Origin of the sequence: Nocardia cyriacigeorgica, assembly GCF_029868385.1 — a bacterium.
GTDB lineage: Bacteria > Actinomycetota > Actinomycetes > Mycobacteriales > Mycobacteriaceae > Nocardia > Nocardia cyriacigeorgica_F.
In genome coordinates this window covers 168,870-192,063 of sequence record NZ_JARWNX010000061.1, presented here as the reverse complement: position 1 = coordinate 192,063, position 23,194 = coordinate 168,870, and the positions used below count along the sequence as shown (strand labels likewise).

Genomic DNA, 23,194 nt, shown 5'->3' with positions numbered 1-23,194 from the left:
GTGACGATGAACCTGTCCACGCTGCCCGATCGCCGTGCCGCGCAGCATCCGACCGCGCCCGCCCTCGCCGATGACGACGCCGAACTCGACAACACCGGGTTCCTCGACGCGGTGCGCCGCGCCGCGGGGGCCTTGCGCGCCAACGGGGTACGCACCGGCGACGTCGTCGCGGTCATGCTGCCCAACACCGTGGATCTGGTGGTCGCGCTGTTCGCCGCCTGGCGTCTCGGTGCGGCGGTGACCCCGCTGAATCCCGCGCTCGTCCCGGACGAGGTGGCCTATCAGGTCGCGGATGCGAATGCCGCGGTGTTGATCGTCGGGCAGCCGCTCGATGCCGTCGTCGATGTGCCGGTCGTGCTGCCGGTCGAGGCGCTCACCGGCGGCGATGACACCGTGGCGCCGGTCGATGTGCCCGGCGATGCGCTCGCCCTGCTCATCTACACCAGCGGCACGACCGGACGGCCCAAGGGCGTGATGCTCGACCACGCCAATGTGCGCGCGATGTGCGATATGACGATCGACGCGTTCGAGCTGACCGCGGCCGATCGCAGTCTGCTGGTCCTGCCGCTGTTCCACGTCAACGGCATCGTGGTGAGCACCCTGTCGCCGCTGCTGGTCGGGGCGAGCACCACCATCGCCGGTCGGTTCAGCGCGCGAACCTTCTTCGATCGGCTCGAACGCAGCGGCGCGACCTATTTCTCCGCGGTGCCGACGATCTACACCATGCTGGCCGATCTGCCCGCCGAAGTGCGCCCGCAGACCTCCTCGGTCCGGTTCGCGATCTGTGGCGCGGCACCCGCGAGTGTGGAACTGCTGGAGAAGTTCGAATCCCGGTACGGCATACCGGTCGTCGAGGGTTATGGCTTGTCCGAGGGGACCTGCGCCAGCACCGTCAACCCGCTGTCCGGGTTGCGCAAACCGGGCACGGTGGGCTTGCCGCTGCCCGGCCAGCGGGTGCGGATCGTCGACCCGGACGGTGCGGACGTCGGTCCCGGCGCAGCCGGTGAAGTGCTGATCTCGGGACCGAACATCATGCGCGGCTACTTGAATCGCCCGGAGGAGACCGCGCGCACCGTCGTCGACGGCTGGTTGCGCACCGGCGATATCGGCCGCTTCGACGAGGACGGCTATCTGGTGCTGGTCGACCGCGCCAAGGACATGATCATCCGCGGCGGGGAGAACATCTACCCCAAGGAGATCGAAGCCGTCGTCTACCGATTGCCCGAGATCGCCACCGCGGCGGTCGTCGGACGCGGCCACCCGGTCTATGGCGAGGAACCGGTGCTGTATGTGGCGCTCAATTCCGGCGCGAATATCGATGAGCAGCGAATCCGCGCCCATCTGAGCGCTTCGCTGTCGAAATACAAAGTGCCGGTGGAGATCACGATTCTGGACGAGCTGCCCGCCAACGCGGTCGGCAAGCTCGACAAACCGAGACTGCGTCAACTGGTGCTCGACACCGGCCGCTAGACGCGACAAACCTTTCGTTCATCACTGAGGAGTGGACATCATGGGTTTCACGAAACCGGATCTACCGGCGGTCGATCCTGCCGAATTCTTGCCGAAGCCACTCATGGAGCGAATGCGGATACTCGCGCTCGACTGGGCCGAAAACGGTTTCGGCTCACCGAAGATGGTGCACTGCGTATATATCGCGAAACTGGTGGTGCTGTACGCGATCGGTGGTATCGCGATCGCGACGGCGACCTCCGGTCTTCCGGCGTTCTGGCATATCGCCGAATGGTGGAACCAACCGATCGTGTACCAGAAGCTCATCCTCTGGACCGTGCTGCTCGAGGCGATCGGCGTCGCGGGCTCGTGGGGTCCGCTCGCGGGCAAGGTGAAGCCGATGACCGGCGGGATCCTGTTCTGGGCCAGGCGGGGGACCATCCGGTTGCGGCCGTGGACGTGGGTGCCGGGCACCGCCGGTGATCGGCGGAGCTGGTTCGATGTCGTGCTCTACCTCGGCCTGTTGGTCAGCCTGTTCGTCGCCCTGGTGCGGCCCGGTGTGATCGGTGATTCGCTGGCGGCCGCGCTGCCGGACAACACCTCCGGGCTGGTGAATCCCGTTCTCCTGGTAGCGCCGATCGCCCTGCTGATCCTCAACGGCCTGCGCGACAAGACCATTTTCCTGGCCGCCCGTGGTGAACAGTATCTGCCCGCGCTGATCTTCTTCGCCGCGCTGCCTTTCGTCGATATGATCATCGCGCTGAAATTGCTGATCGTGGTGGTGTGGCTCGGCGCCGGATTCTCCAAGTTCGGCAAGCATTTCTCGAATGTCGTTCCGCCCATGGTGAGCAACAGTCCGTCGACGCCGTTCAAGGCGATCAAACGCGCGCACTATCGGAGTTTCCCCGACGATATGCGTCCGTCACGGGTAGCCGATGCGATGGCGCATATCGGTGGTACGACCGTCGAGATCGTGACGCCGCTGGTCCTGCTGTTCTCCACGAACACGTATCTGACCGTGGCCGCTGTCGCGGTGATGGTGATCTTCCACCTGTTCATCCTGTCGACTTTCCCGCTGGCGGTGCCGTTGGAATGGAATCTGCTGTTCGCCTACGCGGCGGTGTTCCTCTTCCTCGGGTTCCCGAACGCGGATGGTTACGCACCGTGGAACATGTCGGCGCCGTGGCTGCTCGCGCTGATCGTGGCCGCGCTGGTCTTCTTCCCGATCCTGGGTAATCTGCGCCCGGACAAGGTGTCGTTCCTGCCCTCCATGCGGCAGTACGCGGGCAACTGGGCCTCGGCGATCTGGACGTTCGCGCCGGGCGCCGAAGCCAAGCTCGACCGGGTGACCCGTTCGGCGAAGAATCAGATCGACCAGTTCATCGAGTTCGGGTACGAACCCGAATGGGCGGAGATCACCTTGCAGAAGACCATCGCCTGGCGCAGTATGCACAGCCAAGCCCGCGGATTGTTCTCCCTGCTGATCGCGCGCCTACCCGATATCGATGCGCGGACCGTGCGTGAGGCCGAGTTCCTGTGCAATTCGATCCTCGGATTCAATTTCGGCGACGGCCATCTGCACAACGTCGACATGATCCGCGCCGTACAGGCCGAAGCGCGGTTCGAGCCGGGGGAGTGCGTCATCGCCTGGGTGGAGTCGGAGGCGTTCGGTAGCGGTATCCAGCGCTACCAGCTGATCGATGCGGCGCTCGGCGTGATCGAGCGGGGCACCTGGAAGGTCGCCGATGCGGTCGCCGAGCAGCCGTGGCTGCCCAACGGCCCGATTCCATTGCAGGTGGACTGGACTCGGGCCGCCGCGGGCGAACCGCAGACCTCGCGTCGAGGAGACTTCGGGGTCGTGGCCTGAGCGCGACGGGCGCCGGGTGGAGATGGGAGGAATCGGTATGAGTACCGCAGTGGTGGTCGGTGGTGGACCGAACGGACTGGCCGCGGCCGTCACCCTTGCCGCCGAGGGCGTGCAGGTGACGGTGCTCGAGGCCGCCGACGAGATCGGTGGCGGCGTCCGCTCCGGTGAGGCGATCGTGCCGGGTCTGCTGCACGATCACTGCGCCGCGATCCATCCGATGGCCGTCGGATCGCCGCTGCTCACGGGCCTCGGCCTCGACCGCTACGGGCTGCGGTGGCGGTGGCCGGAGATCGACTGCGCACATCCGCTCGATAATGGCCGGGCGGGCGTGCTGTACCGCTCGGTGCTCGATACCGCGGCCGGTCTCGGCGCCGACGGCTCCCGCTGGCGGGCGGCGTTCGCCGGGCCCGCCGCCCGTTTCGACGCCCTCGCCGAGGACATCATGGGGCCGCTGCTGCGGGTACCGCGCCATCCGTTGACGCTGGCCCGCTTCGGGATGCCCACCGTGCTACCGGCGTCGACGGTGGCGCGGTGGTTGCGCACCGAGGAGGGCCGGGCGTTGTTCGGCGGGGTCGCCGCGCACACCTTCCGGCCGCTGCATCATCCGATGACCGCCGCCATCGGCATGGGCATCATCACCGCCGGTCATCGGCACGGCTGGCCGGTGGCCGAGGGCGGTTCGCAGGCCATCACCGAGGCATTGGCCGCACTGCTCGGTGATCTGGGCGGCAAGGTCGAGACCGGTGTGCGCATCCGGTCGGCGTCACAGCTGCCGACGGCGGATGTCACGCTGTTCGACCTCGAACCCGCTGCGGTCGCTGGCATCCTCGGTGATCGGCTGCCCGCACGAGTGGCACGCGCCTATCGCCGATTCCGGCGGGCGCCGGGCGCGTTCAAGGTCGATTTCGCCGTCGACGGCGGCGTGCCGTGGACCAATCCGGCGGCCCGCCGGGCGGGCACGGTGCACCTGGGTGGCGATTACACCGAAGTGGCGGCCACCGAACGCGATGTACATGCCGGTCGCATGCCGCGGCGTCCGTTCGTGCTCGTCGGCCAGCAGTATCTCGCCGATCCGCAGCGTTCCGTCGGCGATATCCACCCGCTCTACACCTACGCGCATGTGCCGCATGGTTACACCGGCGACGCGACCGCGGCGATCGTCGCCCAGATCGAACGTTTCGCCCCCGGTTTCCGCGACCGGATCGTCGGCAGCACAACCCGTTCCACGAGCCAGCTGCACGCCTACAACGCCAATTACGTCGGCGGCGACATCATCACCGGCGCGAAGGACATCCGCCAACTCGTCTTCGGCCCCCGGATCTCGGCCCATCCGTACCGGGTCGGCGTTGCCGGGATGTACATCTGCTCGGCCGCGACCGCGCCGGGACCGGGTGCGCATGGAATGTGCGGGTACCACGCGGCGCGCGAGGCGCTGGCACATCTCGGACGGTGACCGCACAAACAGGAGCGGCGGCCCGGTGCCGAGCATCGGTTGGCACCCGAGAATCGCCGGACCGTGATCCGGTGCCGGCTCCGTCAGAGGTGCACCGTGGTGGACGGCGGAAACGTGACGGGCAGGCCCGCCAGCGCGCGGTGAAAGGGACCGGGCCGCCAGTGCGGGCCGCCACCGGGGAAGGCCGGAGCGAGCTCGGGCAGCGCGTCGAGCAGCTGATCGATCGCGTTCTGCGCGATCACATAGGCCAGTGACTGCGCGGGGCAGGCGTGCTGGCCGATACCCCAGGCCAGATGCGATCGGTTGCCGTGCTGACCGTCGGCGCGGATCGCGGGATCGTTGTTACAGGCCGCCATGCTGATGACGACCGGTTGATTCGCCGGAAGCCAGACCTCGTCGACGAGGATCGGATGGCGGGGATAGGTGATCAGGAAGTTCGCCAGCGGGGGATCGTTGAACAGCACTTCGTCGAGGGCGTCGCGGGTGCTCAGGCTGCCGCCGAGGACGTCGCCGCCGAATCGGTCGTCGGTGAGGATCAGCAGCAAGGTGTTGGCGATCAGGTTCTGCTGGAATTCGATACCGGCGCCGTAGTGCCCGGCCACCTGGTGGACCATCTCCTCGTCATCGAGCGTGGCGGGATGGTGCAACAGCCGTGAGGTGATGTCGTTGCCCGGTTCGGCCTGTTTGAGCGTGACCAGTTCCAGCATCGCCTCGCTGATCATCGTATTGCCCTGCTCGGCGTCGACCCCCTCGACGAGGGCCGCCATACCGGTGGCGACACGCTGCCCGATTTCCGATGGGCAGCCGAGCAGGGCATTGACCACCTGGAATGCCAGCGGAAAGGTGTAATCGGTGATGAGGTCGGCGGTCCCGGTTTCGCAGAAGCCGTTGATCAGTGGGATCGCGATCTGCTCCACCATGGTGTGCAGTGCGTGCACATCCACCTGGCCGATGCCCGCGGTGATGGCCCGCCGGTAACGCTGGAAATCCTCGCCGGTATTACGGCTTGCGGTCGGCCGCCACTGCATGATCGGCAGCACCGGGCAATCGGCGGGCACCTTGTGCTGCCACGAGCGCGGGTCCGCGGGAAAACGCACCGGATCGTTGAGGATTCGCAGCGCGGTGCTGTATCCGATCACCAGTGTCGCCGGGACGCCGGGCGCAAGTTCGACCGGAGCGAGCGAACCGCAGCGTGCCCGCATCTCGTGATAGGCGCGGTGTGGATCGGCGGCGAATTCCGTTGTGTGCAGGGCGATCCTGGGGCTTTTCGTATCCATCGAGCAGTGTGGTGTGCCCGATACGGGAGGAGGCTGCACGAGATTGCGCTGCGTCACGACGTGTCCTAACCGATTGATTCCACATACCTGCCGGATCCGGGCAGCCGATGTCATCGTGCGGAGGAGACGGGTCTGCGGACTGCCCCCGACGATGGTGGCAAAGGCGCCGACTATGCGACAGTGCCGCTCATGCCGGTGAGCGGGCCGATCACGCCAATATCGCGGGGCTCGCAAGTGCGGTCGAGGGCGACCGTAGCGACCGATTGCCGCCACCGATGGTGAACCTGCGGATCCCGCTATCGTTGACCGCGGCGGCGTTCACAGGCATCGAGTGTGGCCCTGATTCTGAAGGGTGTTCGGGTTTGCATACGGTGGATCACGTTTCGTTTTCGAACTTCATACTGGATGAGACGGGGTTGACCGGGGCGGCGCGTTTGCGGCTCGCGCGCGCGGCCGAATTGCCGGAGTGGGTACTGACCAGCGGTGACACCATGGTTTCCAGCACCCATCAGCTTCGGTTGTGGGAACTGGTCGAACAGCGGACCGGCGATCCGGATGTGGCACTGCACGTCGGTGAGTCCAACACCATGGGGCGATTCGGGATACACGACTATCTATTCGGTACGGCGCCGACGCTGGGTGATGGGCTCGCATTATCGGAGCAGTACGCCGACCTCATCACGACGAATATCGGATTCGCCGTCTCCGGCGAATCCGAAGAAGTGGCCAACGCCGATGTCCGGCTCCTGTATGGACACGGACGTGGACAGCAGCTGGCCATGCAATTCGCCCTGGCGGCGGTGGTGACCCGGGCGCGAAACGCCACCGGCCGCGATGTCCACCCCGTCCGAGTGCGCTTCCGGCAGCCCGCACCGCGACGCCACAGCGGATTCATCGAGATGTTCGGCACCCGGCGCATCGATTTCGGTGCACCGACCGATCAGATCACCTTCCGCGCAACCGATCTGGCCGTCCCGATGCGACGAGCCGATCCGGTTCTCGCCGATATCCTACGCCGCTACGCCGCGACCCAGCCGCCACCATTGCGGCTCGAGGTCACCTGGTCCGGTCAGGTGCACCAAGTGTTGATCGCATTGCTGGGCGACGGCCGGGTGACGATCGATCGGGCGGCCCGGTACATGGCCACCAGCACCCGCAGTCTGCAACGACGCCTCGCCGACGAGGGCACCACCTGGACCCGCGAACTCGATCGCGCTCGCAGTGTCCTGGTGGAGCAGCGCCTCCGAACCGGTTCCGACAGCACCAGGGCCGCGCTGGCCAAACAGGTGGGCTACTCCGATGCCGGAGCCTTGCGTCGCGCCAGGCGCAGGTGGTCCGGGTAGCCGAGACCGGTTGCTCCACCGGCGAATATCGCGCCACCCGTCGGGCAAACCATGCCATATCGTGCGACCGGCAGACCGAAGGGGAATGGTCGAAACAGCACGTCAGGAAGGTAAAAGGCCGGAATATCGGCGGTTTCTCGGGTTCTTGTTTCCGTGCGTAGCCACCGATCCGCTGCCGCATACTGCGTCGGTCAAGCAGCCGAGAGGCGCGACGAGGGCGAGGAGGGCGAGTGGATGGGCGAAACAACAGCGGGTGGTGCGTCGGCCGACGGGGTGCTGAGCGGGGCGATGAAGCTCGGCGGGCACGTGCTGGCGGAGAAGCTGCTCCGGCGGACCGATCGCGAGATCCCGATGAAGACGAGCGAGGTCGACAGCGCATGGCTCACCGCGGTGCTGGCCGCCGAACATCCGGGGGCGGAGGTGGAGTCGTTCGATATCGCCGATGTCAGCAGCGGCACCACGAGCCGATGGAAGGCGACGGTTCGCTATAACGAGGCGGGCCGCAGAGCACGACTGCCGGAGCATCTGTTCGCCAAGACCACCCTGACCTACACCCAGCGGTTGACGCAGTATCTCGCGCACGCGCTGCCGGGCGAACCGGGCTTCTTCCAACATCTGCGACCGGAACTCGATATCGAGGCGCCACACGGATATCTGGGCACCGCCGATGTGCGCACCGGTCGGTCCATCACACTGCTCGAGGATGTGGAGGTCACCCGGCAGGCCAGGTTCTGCACTCCGCTGGATCGGATCAGCCGCGAGCAGATCGAGAATCTGCTGGGAAATATGGCCCGCTGGCACGGTCACTACTGGGAATCGCCCGAATTGGCCGCGCGTGACTGGCTGAAAACCCCCGGCGCGCATTTCCGAAACTTCGATCGGCTCCTCGGTATGCAGAAGCGGGCCCGCGTCGGGCTCAGACGTGCCCCCGAACTCGTGCCCGACACCCTGCCACTGGTGCAGGACGAACTCTACGAGGCCTGCGGCCGGTCACTGCGGATCGCCGAGCAGGCCCCGCACACGCTGCTGCACGGAGACCCACATATCGGCAACGCCTATGTGTGCGCCGACGACAGCATGGGTTTCACCGACTGGCAGCTGATCATGCGCGGCAGCTGGGCCTTCGACGTCGCCTATACGATCACCTCCGGGTTGGCGGTGGAGGATCGACGGTCCTGGGAGCCCGATCTCATCGCGTTCTACATCGACAGTCTGCACGCCGCGGGCGGACCGGCCCTCACCTTCGACAGCGCCTGGCTCGCCTACCGGCAGCAATGCCTCTACCCGTATTTCGCGTGGATGATCACCATCGGACGCAGTGCGCTGATGCCCGAATTCCAGCCGGCCGATATCTGCCGCGCCATCGTGCATCGCACCGCGACGGCGATCATGGATCTGGATTCGCTCGGGGCCGTCAACAGGTAGCGGATACGCCGCGCTCGCGGTCCGCCCGGACCTCGCCGCCGACCCGGTCATCGTCGATTGCGTCGCCGTCGCGGCGACGATGGCCGAAGCCACGGTCGGCGGCGAGGTCCGGGCTCTCGATGTCCGCGGCCCCGTCGCGTTGTGCGCCCGCACTGTCCACGCGTTGATCCGAGCCGGGAACATCGAGTGGGCGATGCGGATACCGATCGGTGCCCGCACCGTCGCCGATGGCCCGCACCAACGGTGCACCGGTGGCGCAGGTGAATCACGCGTAGTGGACTACTCGTTCGGCGGGCCTGCTCGCCGCAGGTCTGGCTGTGGTCCGCGTCCGGTGGGGGAGTTCGCAGGTGGCGCGCTGCATCCTCGTCGAGGGGTTCGGGGCTGCTGGGCAGCGAGGAAGCTGCGGCATCCAGCGCGAGGACGACCTCGCCCTTGGACATCGGCGCCGATGTCAACGACGATGACCGGCATGGATGTCGTCGTGGCGAACCGGGGCGAGATCGCCGTCCGAATCGTGCGGGCCGCTCGTGAGCGCGGATACCGCACGCACGTTCTGCACACCCGCACGGAGGCCGAATCCTCGGCGGTCGGGCTGGCCGATCATGCGGTGCCGCTACCGGGCGAGGGCGCCGCGGCCTATCTCGACGTCGAGCAGATCGTCGAGGCGGCACGCAGGGCCGCACCGGGTGCGCTCGTCCATCCCGGCTACGGATTCCTCAGTGAGAGTGCGGATCTGGCGCGGGCGTGCGCGGAGGCCGGGTTGGTCTTCGTCGGTCCGTCGCCGGAGGTTCTCGGCACCTTCGGCGATAAGACGCAGTCGCGATCGGCGGCGGAGCGGGCCGGGGTGCCGGTGCTGCCCGCCACCGCGGCGGCAGGTCCGGCCGAGATCGCGGCGCTGCTGTCCGGCCACCCGGAGGGGGTGATGGTGAAAGCCGCCTCCGGTGGCGGCGGTCGCGGTATGCGGATGGTGCATGCGCAGGGTGAGGTCGACCTCGCCTACGAACGCTGCCGCGCCGAGGCCCTCGCCGCGTTCGGCGACCCCACCGTCTATGCCGAAGCGCTCATCGCCGATGCGCGCCATGTGGAAGTGCAGATCGTCGCCGACGGCAGGCACGCGATGGCCCTCGGTGACCGTGATTGCAGTGTGCAGCGGCGGCATCAGAAGCTCATCGAGGTCGCGCCCGCCCCCGACCTCGGTGCGGCTTTGCGTGCGCGGCTGCATCGTGATGCGGTGCGGCTCGCCGAATCGGTGGGTTGCCGCGGGGTGATCACGGTCGAATTCCTCGTCGCCGACGGTGCGGGATGGTTTCTCGAGGTCAATCCGAGGCTCCAGGTGGAGCATACGATCACCGAAGAGGTCACCGGCGTCGACCTGGTCGGCATCCAGTTCGACCTCGCGCTCGGCCGCGACCTCGCCGACCTCGCACTCGGTCATGAGCCGCGCGGATACGCCGTCCAGGCCCGCGTCAACGCCGAACTGGTCGGGGCGGACGGTGATCTGCTGCCGACCAGCGGCACCATCACCCAGTTCGCGGCGCCGACCGGCGGCGGCATCCGGGTCGACACCGCATGCCGCATCGGTCTGCGGCACGGCACCCGATTCGATTCGCTGCTGGCGAAGGTGATCGCCCGCGGCCCGTCGTTCGACGGCGCGGTGCGCCGCTGCCGCGATGCGCTCGCCGAAATGACGGTGACCGGTATCGACACCAATATCGCTGTGCTACGCGCTGTTCTCGACGCACTGGACGCCCCGGTCTCCACCTCGTGGTTCGACCAGCACACCGGCGACATCCTCCAGCGTGCTGCCGACTACACGGCACCGGCGGTCGCCGAGCAGCGGCAGGACTCCGTCGAACTCGGCGCCGATGAGTGGGTGGTGCGGTCGCCGATGGGCGCCACCGTGGTGACGGTGGCCGAGCCGGGAACGGTGCTGCCCGCCCGCGCCGAGGTCGCGGTGCTGGAAGCGATGAAGATGCAGCATGTGGTGCGTGCCGAGCGCGCGCTTCGGGTGCTGCGTCCCGTGGTGGACGCGGGGGAGGTCGTCGATCCGCACGCCGTGCTGCTTGTCGTCACCGATGCCGAACACGACGGCGCGGACGCCGAATCCGCTGCGCTCGACCTCGATGCGGTGCGCTCCGACCTCGCCGAAGTACGGCTGCGGCATGCGAGGCTGCACGACGCGGCCCGCCCCGACGCGGTCGCGAAACGTCATCGGCTGCAACGTCGCACGGCCCGCGAGAACATCGCCGACCTGGTCGACGCCGACAGTTTCGTCGAATACGGGGGATTGGCGGTCGCCGCGCAGAGTCGTCGCCGCAGCGCCGAGGACCTCATCGCGAATACCCCGGCAGACGGGCTGGTCGCCGGAATCGCGACCATCAACGCCGACCGATTCGGCGCACGGCATTCCCGCGCGGTCGTGATGTCCTACGACTACACCGTGCTGGCCGGCACCCAGGGCATGCGCAATCACGCCAAGACCGACCGCATGCTGGAACTGGCCCATGACCGCCAGCTGCCGGTGGTGTTCTTCACCGAGGGCGGCGGCGGACGCCCCGGCGACACCGATCACGCGGGCTTCTCCGGGCTCGACGTCACCACGTTCCGCGCCATGGGAGCGCTGTCGGGGCGGGTCCCGTTGATCGGCATCGTCTCCGGTCGGTGTTTCGCCGGAAACGCCGCCCTGCTCGGCATGTGCGATGTCGTCATCGCGACCCCCGACGCGAATATCGGAATGGGCGGCCCGGCCATGATCGAGGGTGGCGGCCTCGGCGTCTACCGGCCCGAGGACATCGGGCCCATCGACGTGCAGCGCCGCAACGGGGTGGTGCACGTCGTCGCGGCCGATGAGGCCGAGGCGGTGGCGATCGCACGGAACTATCTGGCCTATGTCCAGGGCCGCATCGACGAATGGGAGGCACCCGACCCGCGACTGTCCCGCCATATCGTGCCCGAGGACAGGTTGCGCGCCTTCGATATTCGCGCGGCCATCGAGGCGATCGCCGATATCGGGTCGGTGCTCGAACTGCGCCGGGACTGGGGCGTCGGCATCGTCACCGCCCTGATGCGGGTGGAGGGCCGGCCGTTCGGTGTGATCGCCAACGACTGCCACCACCTCGGCGGCGCCATCGACGCACCGGCCGCCGACAAACTGAGCGCCTTCCTGCGACTGTGCGACACCAACAACCTTCCCATCGTTTCCCTCTGTGACACGCCGGGTTTCATGGTCGGTCCGGATATCGAAAAGGAGGGCGTGGTCACCCGGTTCGCCAAGTTGTTCATCGATACCGCGGCGCTGACCGTCCCGTTCGGCACGATCATCCTGCGCAAGGGATACGGTCTCGGCGCACAAGCCATGGCGGCGGGCTCGTTTCGCGCGCCACGGTTCGTGATCGCATGGCCGACCGGGGAAATCGGCGGTATGGGTCTGGAAGGTGCGGTGCGGCTCGGATTCGCCAAGGAACTTGCCGCGATCGACGATCCGGATCGGCGCCGCGAAGCCTTCGACAACCTCGTCGACCTCGCCTACGCCCAGGGCAAGGCGCTCAACGCGGCGACCCTGCTCGAGATCGACGACGTCATCGATCCCGCCGATACGCGCCGCTGGATCGCCACCCTCTGAACCGATTTGACCCTCACGTCGCGTGAGGCCCGACGATGACTTCCATGACAGACACATACCCCGCATTCGACATCAGCCCGGTCCCGGCTCCCGCACCCGACGCGGCGGCGCCGGAACTGTTCCGCGGCATCTACGGCATGCCCATGTTCGTCACCGCACCGACGTCCGATCTGGCGGCGTCGGTGGATTTCTGGGTCCGGGGCCTCGGGTTCTTCGACTTGTTCTCGGTTTCCGGGCAGATCACCCATCTGCGCCGCTGGGCGTTCCAGGATGTTCTGCTCGTGCCCGGTGAGCCGTCGGACGCACCCGCGCTCACGGTCAGCTTCTCGTGCGTGCTGAATCAGATCGAGCAGATCGCCGCAGCATGTGAGGGGCTGGCGCCCGGTTCCACTACGGGCCCGCGCCGGATGCCGTGGAACACGGTGGAGCTGGAAGTCCGTACGCCGGAGAACACGCGGGTCATCATGACCGCGGCGCGCCCCTATGATCCGGACAGCCCCGAAGCCGCCAACCTGCGCGCCATGGGTATCGCGCCACCGCCCGCGGGGTGATCGGGGGTGGCTGTCAGACTGGCTCGTATGCCGGATCGTGCCGCTGCCACGGAGGGGCTCACCGTCGGGGCGGTCGCCGCGCGGGTGGGCGTCACCGTCCGTGCACTGCACCACTGGGATGCGATCGGGCTGATCAGCCCCTCCGAACGCACCGCCGCCGGCTACCGGCTCTACACGGCCGCCGATCTCGTCCGCATTCACCGGGTGCTCGTCTACCGGGAGCTGGGTGTACCGCTCGATGAGATCGGCGGTCTGCTGGAATCACCGTCGTCGGACGCGACGATCTCGCTGCGCCACCAACGCGACCGACTGCGCGAACGCCTCGCCCATCTCCAACAGGTGGGCGAGGCACTGGACCGCATGATCGAGGCCAGACAGTCGGGCCTTCTGCTCTCGGCCGAGGAGCAGGTGGCGATGTTCGGCGATCAGTGGCAACCGGAGTGGGTCGCGCAGGCCCACGATCGCTGGGGCGACACCGCGGAATGGGCGCAGTACGCCGAGCGGGCCGCCGAGCGCACGCCCGAGCAGTGGCAGGACATCGCCGACAGCGTCGAGGACCTCAACGCCGATCTGGCCGCGGCCTGCCGCCGGGGTGTGGCACCCGGCAGCGTCGAGGCCGATGCGCTGGCCGAACGTCATCGGGCGTCGATCGGTGCATACTTCCACTGCACCCATGCGATGCAGGTGTGTCTGGGGCGTCGCTACGTCGCCGATCCGGGATTCACCGCCTTCTACGACGATCTCGAACCCGGCCTGACCGCCTGGCTGCGCGAGATCATCGACGCCAATGCGCGCGCCAACGGTGTCGACCCGGACACCGCGACCTGGACCTGACCGTCCGAGCACGCCGCGCCCGTTTTGTCCAGGTTCTGACCGTCGGTAGGGTCCGTGGTGCATCGATATGGAGGGTGACATGGACGCGCAACAGCCGGCGGCGGCACCGACGCCGTGGCTCGACCTGGAACAGGTCGTGGATCGCGCGATATCGCGGCGGGTGGTGCAGGCGTTTCTGCGGTCGGTGATCGGCTGGCCGGTCCTCGCCGCGCTCATCGTGATCTGGCTCGGCATCTGGCTGGTCATCGCCCCGGTAGGTGGGCTGTATCTGCCGGTCTTCCTCTCGGTGCTGATGACGTTCATGGCGGTCGCGTTGCCGCTGGGACCCGCCCTGCGCAATACGACCCTGCGTGCCGCGACCGGCGCCGCACTCCGAGCCAGGTACTTCGAGGGCTTCTTCACCACCGGCACCGACGCCGACACCGACAGCCACCGATACGACCAGATCGAATCCGTCGATGTGCGCGACGCCGTTGTCACGGTCCGCTACTCCGACCACCGCCGCGAGATCCTGCCCCGCGAGCTGGTCCCGGATGCGGCGCTCGCCATCCTGCGCACCGGAGCGCCCGCCTGACCGGAACCCGCTCGAGACGAGCACCGCGCGGTCGGTCGATCGGATTCGAGCAGATCGCGCACCGCCGCGTACCAGCCCGAACGCACCTTCGGTCATGGGTGGGGACAAGTCGTGATCCGGTGGCGGATCTGCTCGTGCGCGGCATCGGGGTACTCGTCGTCCGGCGATCGCGCCGCATGAGCGCCGCGGCCGGATCAGCCGGTGGCGATGCCCATGACGAGGTTGATCGTGGTGGCGAGGATGACGGTGCCGAAAGCGTAGGAGAGCAGATTGTGGCGTAGCGCGACGGCGCGGATCCTGCGGTCGGAGACGTCGGTGTCGGAGACCTGGTAGGTCATGCCGAGGTTGTAGCTGAAGTAGAAGAAGTCGCGGTAGGCCGGTTGTTCGTCGGAGTTGAAATCAATACCGCCCCTGGGGGATTCGTAATAGAGGTAGGCGTAGCGCGCGGCGTACATGAGGTGCAGCGTGGCCCAGGACATGAACACACCGCCGAGGGCGACGGCGGCGGCCGCCTCACCGGCTCCGGTATCGCCGAGCACGAGGATCACCACGATGCCGATGAGCCCGCTCGAGGCCACGGTGACCACCGACAGTTCTTCGATCACCGGCCGGAAATCCTCGCGCCGCGCGTTGGCCCGCGTCTGCTCGGCATCCATCGGCCACAGCACGAACCAGCCGATGACGACGAAGATCGTATCCGCGGCGGCGACACCGGCGATCACTCCGAGCGGCCACTCGGTGAGTATGCCGACGAGCGCACCGATCACGATGCCGGCGACGACCGAACCGGCCAGACGAGTGACAGCGGAGTTGGGCAGCCGGGTGTCCATGCGGATTCACTGTACTGATCGGTTGCCGAGATATAGCTGATTCGGACCTCGATACCCACTCAGTCCGATCCTGGCGCCTGCACACCGTCGAGCACATCGTCGATTCGGGCGGTCCGCGCGGTCTCGGTGAGCGCGCGAGTGAGCACCGAACCCGGCTCCCCGCCCTGGGTGACCAGCACGATCCGCGCGGTGACGGGCGGGTCCTCCAGCCGCAGCACGCGGACCCCCGCCGGTGGACGCAGCGTCCGCAACCAGGGTTGCGGGACGACGCAGGCCCAGCGCCCGGTGCCCGCGTGCGCCAGCATGGCCACCACCGAGTCGGTGTCGAGCTGCGGGCTCGCGGTGAGTCCGCGGGTGGCGAGCGCGTCATCGATGAGCCGGCGGCCGTGCATCCCCTTGTGCAGCAGACACATCGGCATCTCCAGTGCATCGGCCCAGCTGATCGTGTCCGACCGACCGGCCAGGAGTTCCGTGCCCGCGACAAGGACGTGCCGCTCATCGTAGAGCGGGGTGACGGTGAGGTCGCCGGTGTCGATGCCGTGTGGGTACACGATCCCGGCGTCGAGTTCGAACCGGCGGATGCGTTCGACGATCTCGGGGGAGCGCAGGCTGGTCTCGAGCCGCACCCGCACCAGCGGATGTTCGGTGCAGAACGGATCGGTCAACAGGGCCACGGTGCCGGACGCGGCGGGAATCACCCCGATGCGCAGTTCACCGGTGAGGCCGGTGCGCAATGCGGTGACCTCGTGTTTGAGCGCGTCGTGGTCGGCGAGGATGCGCCGCGCCCACAGCACGAGACGCTCACCTTCGGGGGTCAGGCCCTCGAAGGTACGGCCGCGGCGCACCAGCGGCACTTCCAGTTCGCGTTCGAGCTTGCGGATCGCCTCCGACAGCGCGGGCTGGGAGACGTAGCATGCGCGGGCCGCGCGGGCGAAATGGCGTTCCCGCGCGAGTGCGACGAAATACTCGAGCTGGCGAAACAGCATGGGCTATTCGACCACGTCGCCGGTCTCGCGGCGGCTCAGTCCTCATCCTGTGCATCGGCGATGCGATTGCGGGCCTTGGCGATCTCCAGGGCGTTCTCGGCGGTCGCCTGGTCGGGGTACGGCCCCATCCGGTCGCCGACCCAGCAGTTCTTGCCCTGTTCGGCGCGATGGTGTTCGAGACAGTAGTACCAGGCATCGTTATCGGAAGTCATGGCGCCAGTATGCGCGAATTCGCATACGGTCGGCTCGACGGCGGGCGGCGTGGCGGCGTTGTGGATGAGCAGCGCCACGGCGACCCCGACCGTGACGCCGAGCAGCGTGTCGACGGCGCGGTCGCCGAGCATGGTCATGGGATCGGTCGGATCGGCCAGCTCGGTCATGAGCATGATCAGCGGCGTGAAGAAGCCGAGCGCCACCGCGTAGTGGCGGGCCATGAACAGTTCCGTCGGATACAGCAGCGCGATGATCGCCAGCGCGAGCACGGTCGGACTCGGTCCGGGGATCAGCAGGGGAGCGGTCACCGCGAGACCCGCGAAGGTGCCGACGACCCGGTGCACCCCACGCTGGACTCCGCCCCGGCGATCGGCCGCCACCAGCGGTACCGCGGCGCCCGCCATCGCCCAATTGGCATGACCGACACCGAGCAGCAGGCCGATCCCGCCCGCCACCGCGATGGCCGTGGCGTAGCGGGCGGCCTGTACGAGCGAGGCGCTTGCGGTCCGGCGCGACGGCGTCGCGGGGGTTTCGGCGCCGCGTGGGCGGCGTCTCGCATCGAGGTAGCCGACCACGACGCACAGTCCGGCCGCCGCGGCGCAGATCAGCAACGCCAGCGCGGGGTCGTCCTGGCCGCCCGCCACCATCGCGATGGCGCCGAAGGCGAAGATGCCGAAGAAGGGGCCCTCCGGCCGCAGCCCGAGCCGGTCGGTGATCGGTGACCACACCGCCGCGAAGATCGCCACCGCCGGGACCAGCAGCCAGGCCGGTGCGTGCAGACGAGCGAAGACGATGCCCGCACCGACACCACCGACCAGCAGCGCCGAGGCCTCCAGTTGGTGGATCATTCGCAGGCGCGGCGCTTCGGCGAACCCGTACATTCCGGTGAAGGAACCGAACACCGCGTAGATGAGCAGATCGGTGCGTCCGAGCGCGATCAGCAGCAGACCGGGTATCGCGAGGCCGACGAACACACGGGCGGCGGGCAGATGGTCGATCTCGGTGGTGAGCTGCCGCAGCATCGGACGCGGCCGTTGTCGCGTGGTGCGCAAGGTCCCTCCGAAGCTCGGTCGCGGGTGCGAGCAAATATGGTGTGGCGCCCGGTCGCGAAGCGTTTCCTCGGCCGAGTGCTCAGCCTGCCCGAGCCGTCCGCGGCCCGTCAACCAGCTGTTCTGCGCGTTCACGCGCGGATATCGGCCAAGAGCGGCGATGATAGGTGCGGCTTATCGACCGGTCGGAATCTCGTCTTGGACGTGGTCGGCGCCCACGCGCGACACTGGTCAGCACTGCGGGCTTCCGTTCCGCATCCGACCGTAATTCGATCCGGTGTCGGCGTTGTGGTCGCGTCCGATCGCAACGAGAATCTGGTCGTAGGACAGTGGTGAGCTTCGCACTTCTCGATCGTGAGAACCGGATGTCGGAATCGTCGAAAGGGATGCGTCATGACCGATACCGCGCGCGGACACTCCGATGCGGACACCGGCCCGAGCCGAGGTCGTGACGAGCGAGCCGAGCCCGAATTCCGCCCCTACCATCACCCGGCCGCCGGATGGGGCGCCGCCAAGAGCGTCACCCGGTTCCTCGCGCGCGAGGGTGAGGGCATCGCGGGCCCGCACGCGATCCTGAAGATGAATCACGAGGACGGCGGCTTCGACTGTCCCGGCTGCGCCTGGCCCGACGATATGAAGGGCCTGCACCTCGACATCTGCGAGAACGGCATCAAACACGTCGCCTGGGAGATGACGCACAAACGCGTCGACCGCGAGTTCTTCGCCGCGCATACGGTGGCGGAACTGTCGGGATGGAGCGAACTCGACCTGGAGAACCAGGGCAGGCTCACCGAGCCGATGAGCTACGACCCCGCCACCGACCGCTACCTCCCGATCAGCTGGCCGGAGGCCTTCGAACTGATCGGGCGCACCCTGCGCGAACTCGACGACCCGAACCAGGCCGCCTTCTACACCTCCGGCCGGCTCGGCAACGAGGCGACGTTCCTGTATCAGCTGCTGGCCCGCGAACTCGGCACCAACAATCTGCCCGACTGCTCGAACATGTGTCATGAGGCGAGCGGCCGCGCCTTGCAGGCCGCGCTCGGCACCGGCAAGGGCACTGTCGACCTCGTGGATTGGGAGACCACCGACGCGCTGTTCATCCTCGGGGTCAACGCGGCCTCCAACGCGCCGCGCATGTTGACCGCACTGGTCGAGGCGCATAAGCGTGGTGCGCAGATCGTGCATGTCAACCCGCTGGTCGAAGCCGCCGCCCGCCGCGCGATCATTCCGCACGACTTCCTGGACATGGCCACCTTCCGCGCCACGCCGACCAGCTCGCTGAATCTGCAACCACGGATCGGCGGCGATATGGCGCTGGTGCGCGGGATGGCGAAAGCCGTGCTGGAAGAGGCACAGTCGAATCCCAAGGCGCTCGACATCGAATTCATCGACCGCTACACCGCCGGTTTCGAGGACTATCGCGCGATCTGCGCGGCGACCTCGTGGACCGAGATCGAACAGCAGTCCGGGGTGGCGGTGGCCGAGATCAGGAAGGCGGCGCGGGTGTACTGCGACGCCGACCGCAGCATCATCAGCTGGTGCCTCGGCATCACCCAGCACGAGCACGGCGTCGACACGGTTCGCGAGATCGTGAATCTGCTGTTGTTGCGCGGCAATCTGGGCCGGGAAGGGGCGGGGCCCTCGCCGGTGCGTGGTCACAGCAATGTGCAGGGCAACCGCACCTGCGGTATCGATCACCGTCCCACCGCGGCCTTCCTGGACCGGTTGGCGCAGGTGTGCGGTATCGATCCGCCGCGCGACCACGGCCTGGACACCGTGGCGACCATCGACGGGATGCACGCGGGGACGGTGCGGGTATTCGTCGGTATGGGCGGTAATTTCGCCATCGCCGCTCCCGACACCGCCTACACCTTCGACGCGCTGCGCAACTGTGCGCTGACGGTGCAGGTCAGCACGAAACTCAACCGCAGCCATCTCGTTCACGGCACACGGGCGGTGATTCTGCCGTGCCTCGGCCGCACCGAGAAGGACGAGCAGCGCGGCGGTATCCAGGAGACCTCGGTGGAGGACTCGATGAGCATGGTGCATCTGTCCAAGGGCATGAAGAAGCCCGCCTCACCGCATCTGATGTCCGAACCCGCGATCATCGCCGGGATCGCCCGCGCCGCGCTGCCCGCCAGTGCCACACCGTGGGAGCGTTATGTCGAGGATTACGACCGGATTCGCGACACGATGGCCCAGGTGCTCGACGGCTTCGAGGATTTCAACCGCCGCGTCCGGTTGCCGCTCGGGTTCCGAATCCGCCAACCCGCCCGCGAACTGGTGTTCGGCACCCCCTCGGGCCGCGCCGAATTCTCCGCAGCCGCACTACCCGACCTGATCCGCGAACCGGGCACACTGACCCTGGCGACCATGCGCTCCCACGATCAGTGGAACACCACCATCTACTCCGATAACGACCGCTACCGCGGTGTGAAGAATCTGCGCACCCTCATCTTCATGAACGCCGACGATATGCGCGAACGCGGGCTGCGGCAGTTCGACGAGGTCGATATCACCAGCATCGCCCGTGACGGCAGTACTCGATCACTGCGCAACTACAAAGTCATCCCGTACGACATCCCGCCGGGCTGCGCCGCCGGGTATATGCCGGAAATGAATGTGCTGTGCGCGATCGGGGATTTCAGCACCCAGAGCGATCAGCCGATCATGAAGAATCTGACGGTGCGGGTCCAACGCTCATCCGAGCGTGCCGGGGGAGTGGACTCCGACCCGACCGAGTGAGTCCGCGTGTTACTCAGGTCGCGTGTGCACTGTAGATGTGCGCGGCGACCTCATCACGCATGGTCGTGAACCCCGGCTCGGCCCGCGCCGCCGTGAACGGTGCGTCGCCGAGGGCGTCCTTGAACGCGGTCGGTTCGTCGTAGATGATGCGCCCCGGTCGCGTACCCATGACGATCACCCGGGTGCCGAGCAGCAGCGCCTCATCGATGCTGTGGGTCACGAACAGGACGGTCTTACGTCGCTCCCGCCACAGCGCCAGCAGCTCGCCCTGGAGTTTCTCCCTGGTCAGCGCGTCCAGCGCACCGAAAGGCTCGTCCATGAGAATGATTCGCGGATCGTTGATCAGCACCCGCGCGATCTGGGCGCGCTGCTGTTGCCCACCGGACAGCTCATAGGGCCGTCGGTCACCGAGGTGGTCGAGCCCGACCATGTTCAGCAGCCGGTCGGCCGCGGCTGCTCGATCGGCTCGGGGGATACCGCGCAGCTTCGGACCGAATTCGACATTGCGTCGCACCGACAGCCAGGGATACAGCGTCGGCTGTTGGAAGACGACCCCGCGCTCCGGGTCCGGGCCGGTGATCGGCCGGTCACCGACCCGCACCACGCCCTCGGAGGGCTCGAGAAATCCCGCGAGGATATTGAGCAGGGTCGATTTACCGCAGCCGGAAGGTCCTACGACACAGAGGAATTCGCCGACCTCGATGGTGAGATCGGTGGGTGCGAGCACCAGGGTGGCGCCGTTGTCGCCCGGATAGCTCTTGGTCACTGCGGACAGCGTGATGCGATGCCCCTCGGGAACGGTCATATCGTCGCCGCCCGAGCCGCGTCCGGGTAGATGGCCGCGCCGTAGTCCTGCCTGCTGCCGACCGCCGCGACACCGCCCTGACCGAGCAGGAATTGGGCGGTCCTGTGCAGATCGTCGGCGAACCCACCACCGAGATACCGTGGTCCGGCCTGCTCGGCGGCGGTCGGGTAGGTGTATCCGGCCAGCTGCGCTTGTGCGACCGCGGGCTCGATACCGAGCTGCGCACCGACCGACACCGCCGCGGTACCGGGATCCTCACGTAACCGATCGACCGCATGGGCCTGCGCTTTCGCCCATACCGCCGCGAAGGGGCCCTGCTGCTCGAGGAAGGTCGTGGTCGCCGCGGCGAGATCGAAGGTGGGTGCGCCCTCGGCCGCGGTATCGGCGCTGGACAGTATCGCCTTGCCGCCCGCCGCGGTGAGTGTCGACAGCGTCGGATCCCATACCCACGCGGCATCGATCTGGTCGCCGCTCCACGCACCGGGAATCGCGTCCGGCTGCATATTGATCAGATTCACCGCACCGGCCACGCCCGCCCGGTCCAACGCCGCGAGCAGACTGTAGTGCGCGGTACTGCCGAACGGGGTCGCGATCCGCTGACCTCGCAGCCCCTCGATCGAGGTGATCGACGGATCCTTGACCACCAGCGCTTCCGACGTCCCGATGACATCGTGGATCCACAGCACCCGCACCGGCAGATTCAGCGGCGCCGACAGCGCTTTGGTGGCCGGACTCGATCCGAGCGTGCCGATATCGATACTTCCCGCCCCGAACGCCTGAACCACATCGGCGCCGGAGGAGAACCGGCTCCAGGTGATTCTCGCGTTCGGTGCGCACACCTGGAGCAGCCCCTGGTCCTTGACGTACAGGTCCGCGTTGGGGATCGCCTGATAGCCGATGCGAACCTCGGCGGTGATGGTCAGATCCGGCGCGAAGGGGCAGGCCGTCACGGTGTTCGACGCACCGGTATCGCTGCGGCCCGATTCCACGCATCCGGCCGTCGCGGCCGCGACGAGAGCGCAGACCAGCGCGAGGACCGTGCGGAATATGCCTGTCATGCCTTGCCTTTCCACGGGACGACGACGTCACCGACGACCTTCAGAATCGAATCGAGGACCAAGGCCGCGCACCCGATGACGATGATGCAGGCGATGGTCAACGGCGTATCGAGTTGCGTACCGGAGATATAGGCGAGCCCGCCGATGCCGGGAATGCCGTTGTTGAGTTCGGCGGCCACCACGGTGGTCCAGGCGAAGGCGGTGGCGATGCGGATCCCGCCGATCACCTCGGGCAAAGTCGCTGGCATCACCACCTGCGCGATGACCTGCACCCGACCGGCGCCCAGCGACCGCGCGGCATCGAGATAGTCCTGTTTCACCCCGGCCACACCGTTCAGCGTGGCAATGGCGATCGGTGGGAACGCCGCGAGGAACAGCAGCCAGATCTTCGACAGATCACCGATGCCGAACCATACGATCAGCAAACCGATATATCCCAGCGGCGGCAGGGAACGCAGAAAGTTCAGGATCGGCTCGGTGATCAGCCGCACCGGCGCCAGCATGCCCATCACGAACCCGACGAGTGGTCCGATCACGATGGCCGCCCCGACTCCGGCGCCGATGCGCTGCAAGCTGGCGACCAGATGCTCCCATAGGTAATAGTTCTGCTCACCGATCACGGTGCGATCGATCCCCGGCGCGATCTGGTGCCTGGTGTTGGCCCGTACGAACGCATCCCATACCGCGCGCGGCGACGGCAGATACAACGGGTCGACCAGCCCGCCCGCGGTGATCAGAATCCAGAGCGCGAGCACGAATGCGAGCGCGGTGACCCGTGTCAGCGCGGGACGCAACCGGCCACGGGCGTTCCGCCGCGCGGTCGGGACCGGATCTGTCAGCGCGGGCGCATCCGCCGTGTCGGTCGCCGCGGTCATCGGCCACCGCCTTCTCTCGGGCCAAGGTCGGCCACGACACTCTCCTCACCTCGGCCGTGCTGGGGTGATCGTGTGATCGGCCGGAGTGGCGAAGGTACCGAGACGTGCCAGCAGCGGGGAGAGTTCGGCGCGGCGTGATCGAAACTGCTGGCGCCGCGCGCCAGCACTCGACCAGGCGGCGGTGTCATCGATTGAACTCAGGCTGATCGTGACCCGCGACAGCGATCCGCCCGCG

18 protein-coding genes are annotated in these 23,194 nt (G+C 67.5%); 10 read left to right on the top strand and 8 right to left on the bottom strand.

The window, feature by feature from the left end; genetic code table 11:
- Positions 1–6 precede the first annotated feature (6 nt).
- From QH168_RS22495 to QH168_RS22485, 3 genes are read left to right on the top strand one after another with little or no spacing between them, the layout of a single operon-like run.
- The gene (locus QH168_RS22495; protein ID WP_280236754.1) at positions 7–1,470 is read left to right on the top strand and encodes a class I adenylate-forming enzyme family protein; all 1,464 of its coding nucleotides are present in this window, start codon (positions 7–9) and stop codon (positions 1,468–1,470) included.
- A 40-nt stretch (positions 1,471–1,510) separates the two neighbouring features.
- Positions 1,511–3,316, top strand: coding sequence for a DUF3556 domain-containing protein (locus tag QH168_RS22490; protein WP_280236753.1), 1,806 nt, complete (start codon positions 1,511–1,513; stop codon positions 3,314–3,316).
- A gap of 37 nt (positions 3,317–3,353) precedes the next feature.
- A complete protein-coding gene (locus QH168_RS22485; protein WP_280236752.1) occupies positions 3,354–4,769 on the top strand; it encodes a phytoene desaturase family protein in 1,416 nt (471 codons plus the stop codon).
- A gap of 83 nt (positions 4,770–4,852) precedes the next feature.
- Here QH168_RS22485 and QH168_RS22480 read toward each other — a convergent pair whose 3' ends face one another.
- Positions 4,853–6,046, bottom strand: a complete 1,194-nt coding sequence (locus QH168_RS22480; protein WP_280236751.1) for a cytochrome P450 — start codon at positions 6,044–6,046, stop codon at positions 4,853–4,855.
- Positions 6,047–6,462: 416 nt separating this feature from the next.
- Here QH168_RS22480 and QH168_RS22475 point away from each other — a divergent pair, with 416 nt between their 5' ends.
- Positions 6,463–7,389, top strand: coding sequence for an AraC family transcriptional regulator ligand-binding domain-containing protein (locus QH168_RS22475; RefSeq protein WP_280236750.1), 927 nt, complete (start codon positions 6,463–6,465; stop codon positions 7,387–7,389).
- 234 nt (positions 7,390–7,623) lie between these two features.
- Positions 7,624–8,814 carry a phosphotransferase gene (locus tag QH168_RS22470; protein WP_280236749.1) on the top strand — a complete coding sequence of 397 codons (1,191 nt, stop codon included), beginning with the start codon at positions 7,624–7,626 and terminating at the stop codon, positions 8,812–8,814.
- On the opposite strand, the gene QH168_RS22465 is transcribed toward QH168_RS22470, so the two are convergent.
- Positions 8,804–9,052 carry a hypothetical protein gene (locus tag QH168_RS22465; RefSeq protein WP_280236748.1) on the bottom strand — a complete coding sequence of 83 codons (249 nt, stop codon included), beginning with the start codon at positions 9,050–9,052 and terminating at the stop codon, positions 8,804–8,806. The genes QH168_RS22470 and QH168_RS22465 overlap by 11 nt on opposite strands.
- A 231-nt stretch (positions 9,053–9,283) precedes the next feature.
- Here QH168_RS22465 and QH168_RS22460 point away from each other — a divergent pair, with 231 nt between their 5' ends.
- From QH168_RS22460 to QH168_RS22445, 4 genes are all read left to right on the top strand, one after another.
- On the top strand, positions 9,284–12,436 hold the full coding sequence (locus QH168_RS22460; protein ID WP_280236747.1) for an acetyl-CoA carboxylase family protein: 3,153 nt from the start codon (positions 9,284–9,286) through the stop codon (positions 12,434–12,436).
- Positions 12,437–12,480: 44 nt separating this feature from the next.
- Positions 12,481–12,987 carry a VOC family protein gene (locus tag QH168_RS22455; RefSeq protein ID WP_280236746.1) on the top strand — a complete coding sequence of 169 codons (507 nt, stop codon included), beginning with the start codon at positions 12,481–12,483 and terminating at the stop codon, positions 12,985–12,987.
- A 27-nt stretch (positions 12,988–13,014) separates the two neighbouring features.
- Positions 13,015–13,821: a MerR family transcriptional regulator gene (locus QH168_RS22450; RefSeq protein ID WP_280236745.1), complete on the top strand. Its 807-nt coding sequence runs from the start codon at positions 13,015–13,017 to the stop codon at positions 13,819–13,821.
- 79 nt (positions 13,822–13,900) lie between these two features.
- Positions 13,901–14,395: a hypothetical protein gene (locus QH168_RS22445; RefSeq protein ID WP_280236744.1), complete on the top strand. Its 495-nt coding sequence runs from the start codon at positions 13,901–13,903 to the stop codon at positions 14,393–14,395.
- 194 nt (positions 14,396–14,589) lie between these two features.
- On the opposite strand, the gene QH168_RS22440 is transcribed toward QH168_RS22445, so the two are convergent.
- From QH168_RS22440 to QH168_RS27620, 3 genes are read right to left on the bottom strand one after another with little or no spacing between them, the layout of a single operon-like run.
- Complete coding sequence (locus tag QH168_RS22440; RefSeq protein WP_280236743.1) at positions 14,590–15,225, bottom strand: DUF1345 domain-containing protein; 636 nt, start codon at positions 15,223–15,225, stop codon at positions 14,590–14,592.
- A 59-nt stretch (positions 15,226–15,284) separates the two neighbouring features.
- Complete coding sequence (locus QH168_RS22435; RefSeq protein ID WP_280236742.1) at positions 15,285–16,211, bottom strand: LysR family transcriptional regulator; 927 nt, start codon at positions 16,209–16,211, stop codon at positions 15,285–15,287.
- Positions 16,212–16,246: 35 nt separating this feature from the next.
- On the bottom strand, positions 16,247–17,476 hold the full coding sequence (locus QH168_RS27620) for an FUSC family protein (protein WP_348537608.1): 1,230 nt from the start codon (positions 17,474–17,476) through the stop codon (positions 16,247–16,249).
- A gap of 390 nt (positions 17,477–17,866) precedes the next feature.
- Here QH168_RS27620 and QH168_RS22425 point away from each other — a divergent pair, with 390 nt between their 5' ends.
- The gene (locus QH168_RS22425) at positions 17,867–20,221 is read left to right on the top strand and encodes an FdhF/YdeP family oxidoreductase (protein WP_280236741.1); all 2,355 of its coding nucleotides are present in this window, start codon (positions 17,867–17,869) and stop codon (positions 20,219–20,221) included.
- Positions 20,222–20,234: 13 nt separating this feature from the next.
- Here QH168_RS22425 and QH168_RS22420 read toward each other — a convergent pair whose 3' ends face one another.
- The 3 genes from QH168_RS22420 to QH168_RS22410 are packed head-to-tail and all read right to left on the bottom strand — an operon-like array spanning position 20,235 to position 22,959.
- A complete protein-coding gene (locus QH168_RS22420) occupies positions 20,235–21,026 on the bottom strand; it encodes an ABC transporter ATP-binding protein (protein ID WP_280236740.1) in 792 nt (263 codons plus the stop codon).
- Complete coding sequence (locus tag QH168_RS22415) at positions 21,023–22,084, bottom strand: taurine ABC transporter substrate-binding protein (protein WP_280236739.1); 1,062 nt, start codon at positions 22,082–22,084, stop codon at positions 21,023–21,025. Before QH168_RS22415 ends, QH168_RS22420 begins: the two co-directional genes overlap by 4 nt.
- Positions 22,081–22,959: an ABC transporter permease gene (locus QH168_RS22410; RefSeq protein WP_280236738.1), complete on the bottom strand. Its 879-nt coding sequence runs from the start codon at positions 22,957–22,959 to the stop codon at positions 22,081–22,083. The genes QH168_RS22415 and QH168_RS22410 overlap by 4 nt, the downstream gene beginning before the upstream one ends.
- Between the last annotated feature and the right edge of the window lie 235 nt (positions 22,960–23,194).

What these genes read in the sequence shown, in the direction of transcription:
- QH168_RS22410 (WP_280236738.1), bottom strand. Translation starts at nt 22,959, where the DNA reads ATGACCGCGGCGACCGACACGGCGGATGCGCCCGCGCTGACAGATCCG.
- QH168_RS22440 (WP_280236743.1), bottom strand. Translation starts at nt 15,225, where the DNA reads ATGGACACCCGGCTGCCCAACTCCGCTGTCACTCGTCTGGCCGGTTCG.
- QH168_RS22435 (WP_280236742.1), bottom strand. Translation starts at nt 16,211, where the DNA reads ATGCTGTTTCGCCAGCTCGAGTATTTCGTCGCACTCGCGCGGGAACGC.
- QH168_RS22445 (WP_280236744.1), top strand. Translation starts at nt 13,901, where the DNA reads ATGGACGCGCAACAGCCGGCGGCGGCACCGACGCCGTGGCTCGACCTG.
- QH168_RS22455 (WP_280236746.1), top strand. Translation starts at nt 12,481, where the DNA reads ATGACAGACACATACCCCGCATTCGACATCAGCCCGGTCCCGGCTCCC.
- QH168_RS22485 (WP_280236752.1), top strand. Translation starts at nt 3,354, where the DNA reads ATGAGTACCGCAGTGGTGGTCGGTGGTGGACCGAACGGACTGGCCGCG.
- QH168_RS22470 (WP_280236749.1), top strand. Translation starts at nt 7,624, where the DNA reads ATGGGCGAAACAACAGCGGGTGGTGCGTCGGCCGACGGGGTGCTGAGC.
- QH168_RS22450 (WP_280236745.1), top strand. Translation starts at nt 13,015, where the DNA reads ATGCCGGATCGTGCCGCTGCCACGGAGGGGCTCACCGTCGGGGCGGTC.
- QH168_RS22425 (WP_280236741.1), top strand. Translation starts at nt 17,867, where the DNA reads ATGACCGATACCGCGCGCGGACACTCCGATGCGGACACCGGCCCGAGC.
- QH168_RS22460 (WP_280236747.1), top strand. Translation starts at nt 9,284, where the DNA reads ATGGATGTCGTCGTGGCGAACCGGGGCGAGATCGCCGTCCGAATCGTG.
- QH168_RS22490 (WP_280236753.1), top strand. Translation starts at nt 1,511, where the DNA reads ATGGGTTTCACGAAACCGGATCTACCGGCGGTCGATCCTGCCGAATTC.
- QH168_RS22420 (WP_280236740.1), bottom strand. Translation starts at nt 21,026, where the DNA reads ATGACCGTTCCCGAGGGGCATCGCATCACGCTGTCCGCAGTGACCAAG.
- QH168_RS22495 (WP_280236754.1), top strand. Translation starts at nt 7, where the DNA reads ATGAACCTGTCCACGCTGCCCGATCGCCGTGCCGCGCAGCATCCGACC.
- QH168_RS22415 (WP_280236739.1), bottom strand. Translation starts at nt 22,084, where the DNA reads ATGACAGGCATATTCCGCACGGTCCTCGCGCTGGTCTGCGCTCTCGTC.
- QH168_RS22480 (WP_280236751.1), bottom strand. Translation starts at nt 6,046, where the DNA reads ATGGATACGAAAAGCCCCAGGATCGCCCTGCACACAACGGAATTCGCC.